Origin of the sequence: Bacillus cereus (genome assembly GCF_002564555.1) — a bacterium.
Classification (GTDB): domain Bacteria; phylum Bacillota; class Bacilli; order Bacillales; family Bacillaceae_G; genus Bacillus_A; species Bacillus_A cereus_K.
On the sequence record NZ_NUVD01000066.1, the window covers coordinates 1 to 620 of the forward strand.

Genomic DNA, 620 nt, shown 5'->3' on the forward strand with positions numbered 1-620 from the left:
ACAATAATGTAGCTAAGGTTGCAAGTAAGCATGATCCAGATCTGGCTACATTATTACGTCGTCTTGCCAAAGATGAGACTCTTCATTATGCTTTTTATCGAGACGTCATTCGAACACATTTGGAATTAGAACCTAATTATTGCTATCATATTGCCAATGTGATTATGAATTTTAAAATGCCAGGTGCTGTCATGCCTGATTTTGAAAATCGAATGGCTGTGATTGCAAAAGAAGCTAACTATGGGCCACTACAATATTTTGATCAAGTACTTGATGTAGTGGTTGATTATTGGGGGTTAAAAGACTTACGACCAATTGCACCTCTAGCTGAAAAAGCAAGAATTGAGATTTTGGAGTACCACACAAGATTGAAAAAAATACGGGATCGATTTGGTCGTTTTCAAGGGAAAACTGATCTACGTTAATGAGTAGAGGTTTCAGAATATACGCGGGGAAATTCCCCTTCCCTTTATTGGAAATCTGACACGCTCCCTATTGTTTTGGTGCTGTTTTTATTTAATTTGATTTTCAAAGAAAAAGTAGTTGACACCAAAAATAAATTTATGATATTATAAAATATTTGATAAAAAATCACATATATGTTAAGGTTAAGAAGGTTA

Annotated in this window: 1 protein-coding gene; it reads left to right on the forward strand. The window is 34.4% G+C overall.

Annotated elements, in window-relative coordinates; all coding sequences use genetic code 11:
* Nucleotides 1-425, forward strand: a 425-nt coding sequence (locus tag COI75_RS17300) for an acyl-ACP desaturase (RefSeq protein WP_176535597.1), incomplete at its 5' end; no start/stop codon positions are given.
* Nucleotides 426-620 lie beyond the last annotated feature (195 nt).